Source organism: Pseudomonas brassicae (assembly GCF_010671725.1).
Lineage (GTDB): Bacteria > Pseudomonadota > Gammaproteobacteria > Pseudomonadales > Pseudomonadaceae > Aquipseudomonas > Aquipseudomonas brassicae.
On record NZ_JAAHBU010000117.1, the window covers coordinates 1 to 6,125 of the forward strand.

Annotated in this window: 5 protein-coding genes; 1 reads left to right on the plus strand and 4 read right to left on the minus strand. The window is 65.9% G+C overall.

Going from position 1 to position 6,125, the window contains the following annotated elements; all coding sequences use genetic code 11:
- The 4 genes from G3436_RS09750 to G3436_RS09765 all read right to left on the minus strand — a co-directional run.
- Positions 1-805: MFS transporter (locus tag G3436_RS09750; RefSeq protein WP_163944098.1), on the minus strand; the 805-nt coding region annotated here is incomplete at its 3' end.
- A 110-nt stretch (positions 806-915) separates the two neighbouring features.
- A complete protein-coding gene (locus G3436_RS09755; protein ID WP_163944101.1) occupies positions 916-2,247 on the minus strand; it encodes a TldD/PmbA family protein in 1,332 nt (443 codons plus the stop codon).
- A complete protein-coding gene (locus G3436_RS09760) occupies positions 2,247-3,689 on the minus strand; it encodes a TldD/PmbA family protein (RefSeq protein ID WP_163944103.1) in 1,443 nt (480 codons plus the stop codon). Before G3436_RS09760 ends, G3436_RS09755 begins: the two co-directional genes overlap by 1 nt.
- A 31-nt stretch (positions 3,690-3,720) precedes the next feature.
- The gene (locus G3436_RS09765; protein WP_163944105.1) at positions 3,721-5,520 is read right to left on the minus strand and encodes an acyl-CoA dehydrogenase; all 1,800 of its coding nucleotides are present in this window, start codon (positions 5,518-5,520) and stop codon (positions 3,721-3,723) included.
- Positions 5,521-5,791: 271 nt separating this feature from the next.
- Here G3436_RS09765 and G3436_RS09770 point away from each other — a divergent pair.
- A partial coding sequence (locus G3436_RS09770) for a transposase (RefSeq protein WP_178116394.1) occupies positions 5,792-6,125 on the plus strand: 334 nt, incomplete at its 3' end.

The following is a 6,125-nucleotide window of genomic DNA, read 5'->3' on the forward strand; positions in this document are numbered from 1 at the left end:
AAAAGGTCCGGGTGCGGAACAGCCTGGGTGAGAACAGCGGGTTGTCGATGCTGCCGGCGCGCAGCCAGTACGCCGCCAGGCAGGCCATGCCGGCAAACAGCAGCAGCATCACCCGCAGGTGCGGCAGGTGCAGTTCGCCCAGGCCTTCCATGGCAATGGTGATCAGCACCATGGCGGCGCCGAACAGCACGAAGCCCACGCCGTCGAAGCGGGTGCGTTCCGAGCCGCGCAGGTCGGGGATGAACTTCCACACCGCATAACAGCCCAGGGCGCCGACCGGCAGGTTGAGCAGGAAGATCCAGTGCCAGGTCAGGTACTCCACCAGCCAGCCGCCCAGGGTCGGGCCCAGCAGCGGGCCGAGCAGGCCAGGGATGGTGATGAAGCTCATGATGCGCACCAGTTCGCTGCGCGGGTAGGCGCGCAGCACCACCAGCCGCCCCACCGGCAGCATCAGTGCGCCGCCCAGGCCCTGGATCACCCGTGCGCCGACCAGCATGCCCAGGCTGTTGGACAGGGCGCACAGCAGCGAGCCGAGGCTGAACAGCAGGATGGCGCTGAAGAAGATGCGCTTGGTGCCGAAGCGGTCGGCGATCCAGCCCGAGGCCGGGATCAGCAGCGCCACGGTGAGCATGTAGGCGATGATCACCGACTGCATGCGCAGCGGGTTTTCCGCAAGGTCGCGGGCCATGGCGGGCAGGGCGGTGTTGAGGATGGTGCCGTCGAGCGACTGCATGAAGAAGGCGATGGCCACTACCCACGGAATCCAGCGGGCGGTGGCGGGGTCCAGCGGGGTACGGTTGGGCATGCTCTATGTCCTTGAGGGCCCCTTCGCGGGCAAGTCGAAGCGTCGAACCGCAGCTCCCACAGGGGTGGCGGTGATCCCTGTGGGAGCGGGCTTGACCCGCGATGGAGGCATCACAATGTCAGCGTCAGGCGTTTGACCAGCGCCCCCGGCAGATGGCTCGAACTGGTCTGGCGCTGCCCATAGGTGCTGGTCGACAGGATCAGCTCGCGCTCGCGGGTCAGTGCCTCGAGCTGCGAACCCAGCAGGCTGTACACGCTGTCATCGAAACGCATGGTACTGACCGGTGCCTGGATCTGACCGTCTTCCACCCAGAACGTCGCAAAGCGCGTCAGCCCGGTCATGCGCGCCGCCGGCAGGTCGGAATAATTCAGGTACCACAGGTTGCTGATGTACAGCCCCGTGCCCAACCGGGCCAGCACTGCATCTGGTGCCAGATCGCCGGCCGCCATGCTCAAGGCGCTGGGCGACTCGTGACCTTCGGCACCATTGGCCAGTTGCCCGAACTCGGCGGCGCTGCGGGCGTTGGTCAACTGCTCCTGCGCCTTGCCGTGGTCCACCAGGCGCAGGTCGCTGCGTGGGTAACCCTCACCGGAAAACGCCGGGCTCAGCGAGCCGCTGACCTGCTCGGCCAGGTTCACCAGCGGGCTCAGCACCGCATCGCCGGCATACAGCCGCTGCAACGGGCTGTCCTTGCTGGCGATCGACTGCGCCGAAAAGCCGCCCCAGCACAGCATCCCCATGATCTCGTCCATCGCTGCCGGCGCCAGGTAAGCACGGTACTGGCCGGGGGCGAGGGTCTTGAGCGGGCGGCCCAGGTACGCCAGTTGTTCACGGGCCTGGGCCATGCGCCGAGCGAATGCCGCGTCCTCCCACACCTGGCCGGCATAGTTGGCCTTCACCGCCTGGCCATTGGCGTGGAACAGGCTGAAATCGAAGTTGAAACTGTTGGCCTGGTGCCAGCCAAAGGCGCCGAACGAACTGGCGAAGCCGCGGCTGATGGGGCCGGCGGCATAGATGCCGACCAGGTCCAGCGTACCGGCGCCGTGTTCGATCTGTTCCAGCACCTGGGCGATGTCGGGCAACGGCGCCTCCTGCACCTGCTGGCTGTGCCAGGCGCTGTCGTTGAGCAACAGGTACGGGTCGGCGGGGATCAGCGGCAGGATCTGGCGCAGCTCGGCCAGCGCCTGCTGCAGTTGATCGCGGTCCAGCGCCGGGTCGCCGCTGAGGGTCAGGTGCAGGTCGGCCTGGCGTGCGTCGGCGATCAGCTTGAGGCTGGCGCTGGCCTGCTGCACTTCACCGGCCTGGCGCACCTTGGCATGGTTGAAGCGAATGAATGTCGACTGCTCGGCGCTGTAACTCAGGGTGAACTGTTCGGGCGCGTGCACGTTGTCGCGCAGCCACGCGGCCAGCGCCTGGAAATGCTGCAAAGGGGTGGCGGCCATCAGGCGTCTCCTCCGAATACGTCGATCTGGCTGAACACGCAGGCGGGCGAGGCATGGCCCACGCGCACCACCTGGTTGGGCTCGCCCTTGCCGCAGTTGGGCGTGCCGAGCACCTTGAAGGTGCTGGCGTCGCCGACTGCGCTGAGGTTACGCCAGAACCCGGCGGAGATGCCGCGGTAGTTCGGGTTCTTGACCACGCCCTTGAGCTCGCCCCCTTCGATCAACTGGCCCCATTCGCAGCCGAACTGGAACTTGTTGCGCGCGTCATCGATGGACCATGAGCGGTTGGTGCGCATCAGGATGCCGTGCTCGATGCCGCCGACCAGTTGCGCCAGCGACTGGTCGCCCGGCTCGATGTTGAGGTTGGCCATGCGGTCGATCGGTGCGCGGTTCCAGCCGCAGGCGCGGCTGTTGGCCACGCCGTCCAGGCCCGAGCGGAACTGCGACAGCGCGCCGCCGAGCGGACGCAGCAGCACGCCATCGCGAATCAGGAACTGCTTGTGCGCCGGGGTGCCGTCGTCGTCATGCGCGTAGCTGGCCAGCTCTTCGGGGATGGCCGGGTCGAAGGTCACGTTGAGCAGCGCCGAACCGTACTGCAAGTGGCCGAAATCCTCGGCCTTGATGAAACTGGTGCCGGCGTAGTTGCGCTCATCGCCCAGGATGCGGTCCATTTCCAGCGGGTGGCCGATGGACTCGTGGATCTGCAGCATCATCTGGTCGGGCATCAGCAGCAGGTCACGCACGCCGCTTGGTGTGTTGGGGGCCAGCAGCAGTTGCAGGGCCTGGTCGGCCACCTGGGCACCGGCACCGAGCAGGCCGCAGCGCTCGATCACGTCCACGCCGCCCTGCTGGCCGAAGTTCTCGCGGCCCAGGCTGCGGCTCTGGCTGTCGCTGCCGTCGTAGGCGGTGACGTTCAGGCCGGGGAACACGAAGCGCTGGGCCTGGCGCAGCTCGGCGCCGGCACTGTTGAGGTAGATCTGCTCGACCGTGCTCAGGCCCAGGCTGGCCTGCCAGTTCACCAGGCGCGCGTCGCTTGGCACGCTGGCCGATTCGCGGGCCAGCAGCTCATAGCAGTCGGCGAGCGGGGGGAAGATGGTGTCCAGGTTGGGCGAGCAGTAGTCGGCGCGGCCGCTGGCGACGGCGTGTTCGCGCAGGTCGAGCAGGGCGTGGCGGGCGATCTGGCGGGCCAGTGCCTCGGCCTGGTCGAGGGCGCGTTGCAGGCCGGCCAGGGACAGGTCGGCGGTGGCCGCGTAGGCCTCCACGCCGTTGACCCGCGCGGTCAGCATCGCGCCCTGGTCACGGGCCAGGCTGGGTGGTTCGGCGATGTTCTTGCGCACCGACAGGTGCTGATGGGCTTCCTGCACGTAGCGCAGGGAGAAAAACTCGGCGCCGCTGTTCAGGCCAGCGAAGCGCTGGCGCAGCGGCGCGGTGAAGTCGAACATGCGCGAACCTCCGGGTGCCGGTGGTTCCCCCTCAGAACCACGCCTCGTGCATGCTCGGGCAGGTATCGTCGCGGGCCTCGAGCAATGCGAGGTCATTATGGCAGGCCGGTACTTCCCAGGTGAGGAAAAACCGCGCGGCCTGCAGTTTGCCGTGATAGAAGCCGGCATCGGCCGGGTTGCCCCGCGCCAGCCCCTGTTCGGCACGGATGGCCTGTTCCAGCCAGCGCCAGCCGATCACGCAGTGGCCGAACGCCTTGAGGTACAGCGCCGAGTTGGCCAGCGCGTTGACCTGGCCTGTGGACAAGTCGCCAAGCAGGCCAAGGGTCACTGCTTGCAGGCGTTTGAGCAGCGCCTCAAGTGGCTCGCGCAGGCGTTGCAGGTTCGGGTAGGCGGTCGAGTGCGCGCAGGTGTTGGCGATCAGCCGCACCAGGTGCTTGAGCCCGGCGCCGCCGTGCTGGGCGAGTTTGCGCCCGAGCAGGTCGAGTGACTGGATGCCGTGAGTGCCTTCGTGGATCGGGTTCAGCCGGTTGTCGCGGTAGTACTGCTCTACCGGGTAGTCGCGGGTATAGCCGTGGCCGCCGAGAATCTGGATGGCCAGCTCGTTGGCCTTCAGGCAGAACTCCGAGGGCCAGGATTTGACGATGGGGGTCAGCAGGTCGAGCAGTTGCTGGGCCTGCTGGCGCTGGTCTTCATCGGGTGCGGTGTGGCTATCGTCGAACAACCGGGCAGCGTACAGCCCCAGGTCGAACGCGCCTTCGACGTAGGCCTTCTGGGTCAGCAGCATGCGCTTCACGTCGCTGTGCTGAATGATCGGCACGGCGGCGGTGGCCAGGTTCTTGTTGTCGGGCAAGCGACCTTGCGGGCGCTGGCGGGCGTAATCCAGTGAGTACAGGTAGCCGGCGTAGCCGAGCATCACCGCGCCCATGCCTACGCCGATGCGCGCCTCGTTCATCATCTGGAACATGCAGGCCAGGCCCTGATGCGGCTGCCCGATCAGGTAGCCGACGCAGTGGCCGTTGTCGCCGAAGTTGAGCGCGGTGGAGGTGGTGCCGCGCCAGCCCATCTTGTGGAACAGGCCGGCGAGGACCACGTCATTGCGCTCGCCGAGGCTGCCGTCATCGTTGACCAGGAACTTGGGCACGATGAACAGCGAGATGCCTTTTACCCCGGGTGGGGCGTCGGGTAGCTTGGCCAGCACCAGGTGCACGATGTTGTCGGACAGCGGGTGATCGCCGCCGGAAATGAAGATCTTGTTGCCCTTGAGACGGTAGCTGCCGTCGGCGGCGGGTTCGGCGCGGGTGCGGATATCGGCCAGCGAGCTGCCGGCGTGGGGTTCGGTGAGGGCCATGGTGCCGAAGCAGCGGCCTTGGATCATCGGTTGCAGGAACAGGCGCTTTTGCTCGTCGGTGCCGAAGGTTTCGATCAGGTTGGCGGCGCCCATGGTCAGGAACGGGTACGCGGCAGTGCCGGCATTGGCGGCCTGAAAGTGCGCGAAACAGGCTTGCGAGAGCAGGGTGGGCAGTTGCATGCCGCCGTTGTCGAAATCGCGGTTGGCGTTGAGAAAGCCTGCGTCGAGGAACGCATCGACGGCGGGTTTCACCTCGGGGATCAGCACGGCTTCGCCGTTCTCGAAGCGTGGTTCGTGTTCATCGCCTTTGCGGTTGTGCGGCGCGAAATATTTTTCGGCCAGAGTGCGTGCGGTGTGCAGGGCGGCGTCGAAGGTTTCGCGGCTGTGTTCGGCGAAGCGCGGGCGCTGGGTGAGGGCCTCGGCGTCGAGCACTTCATAGAGTTCGAAGGCCAGGTTGCGGGCGCTGAGCAGGGTGTCGGACATGGCGGCCATACCTTGTTGGGGATGGGGCGAGTCTAGGCAGGCGGGTGGGTGGTGCACAGGTTAATAGGTGGGGGTGATGAGGGGGTACAGGGGGCATCAGGCCTTGATGCTTAACCCCAAAGGTGCCAGAGATACATTGGCTGTCACTTGGTGGTCCCACCGCAATCTGTTGCCGAACAAACAAGGCTGACAACGGCGATCCTGCAGGCCATGGCACGTGGGGGTGTCAGAAATTTTGTGTTCGGGCATAACATGAGTAAGAGGTGCATGTATGCCAACCAAAAAGAAATCTGAACGCAAACCAGTACGGGAGCTGCCGAAGCTTCCAAAGGAACTGCTGGATCAACTCCCTGAAACGCTGATGACCGCTGAGGCGATCGAAGAGGCTTCTGCGGCCTTCAAGAAAGCGCTGATTGAACGAGCGCTAAATGCCGAGCTTGGCCACCACCTGGGCTATCCGTCGGGCGTGCAGCGCCCGGAGGATGAAACCAACCAGCGCAACGGTAAGAGCGGCAAGACGGTGCTCACCGGCGATGGCCCGATACGCCTGGACATTCCGCGTGATCGCAACGGCAGTTTCTCGCCGATTCTGATCCCCAAGCATG

Coding starts and splice junctions, on each gene's coding strand:
- G3436_RS09760 (WP_163944103.1), bottom strand. CDS start 3,689: ATGTTCGACTTCACCGCGCCGCTGCGCCAGCGCTTCGCTGGCCTGAAC.
- G3436_RS09755 (WP_163944101.1), bottom strand. CDS start 2,247: ATGGCCGCCACCCCTTTGCAGCATTTCCAGGCGCTGGCCGCGTGGCTG.
- G3436_RS09765 (WP_163944105.1), bottom strand. CDS start 5,520: ATGTCCGACACCCTGCTCAGCGCCCGCAACCTGGCCTTCGAACTCTAT.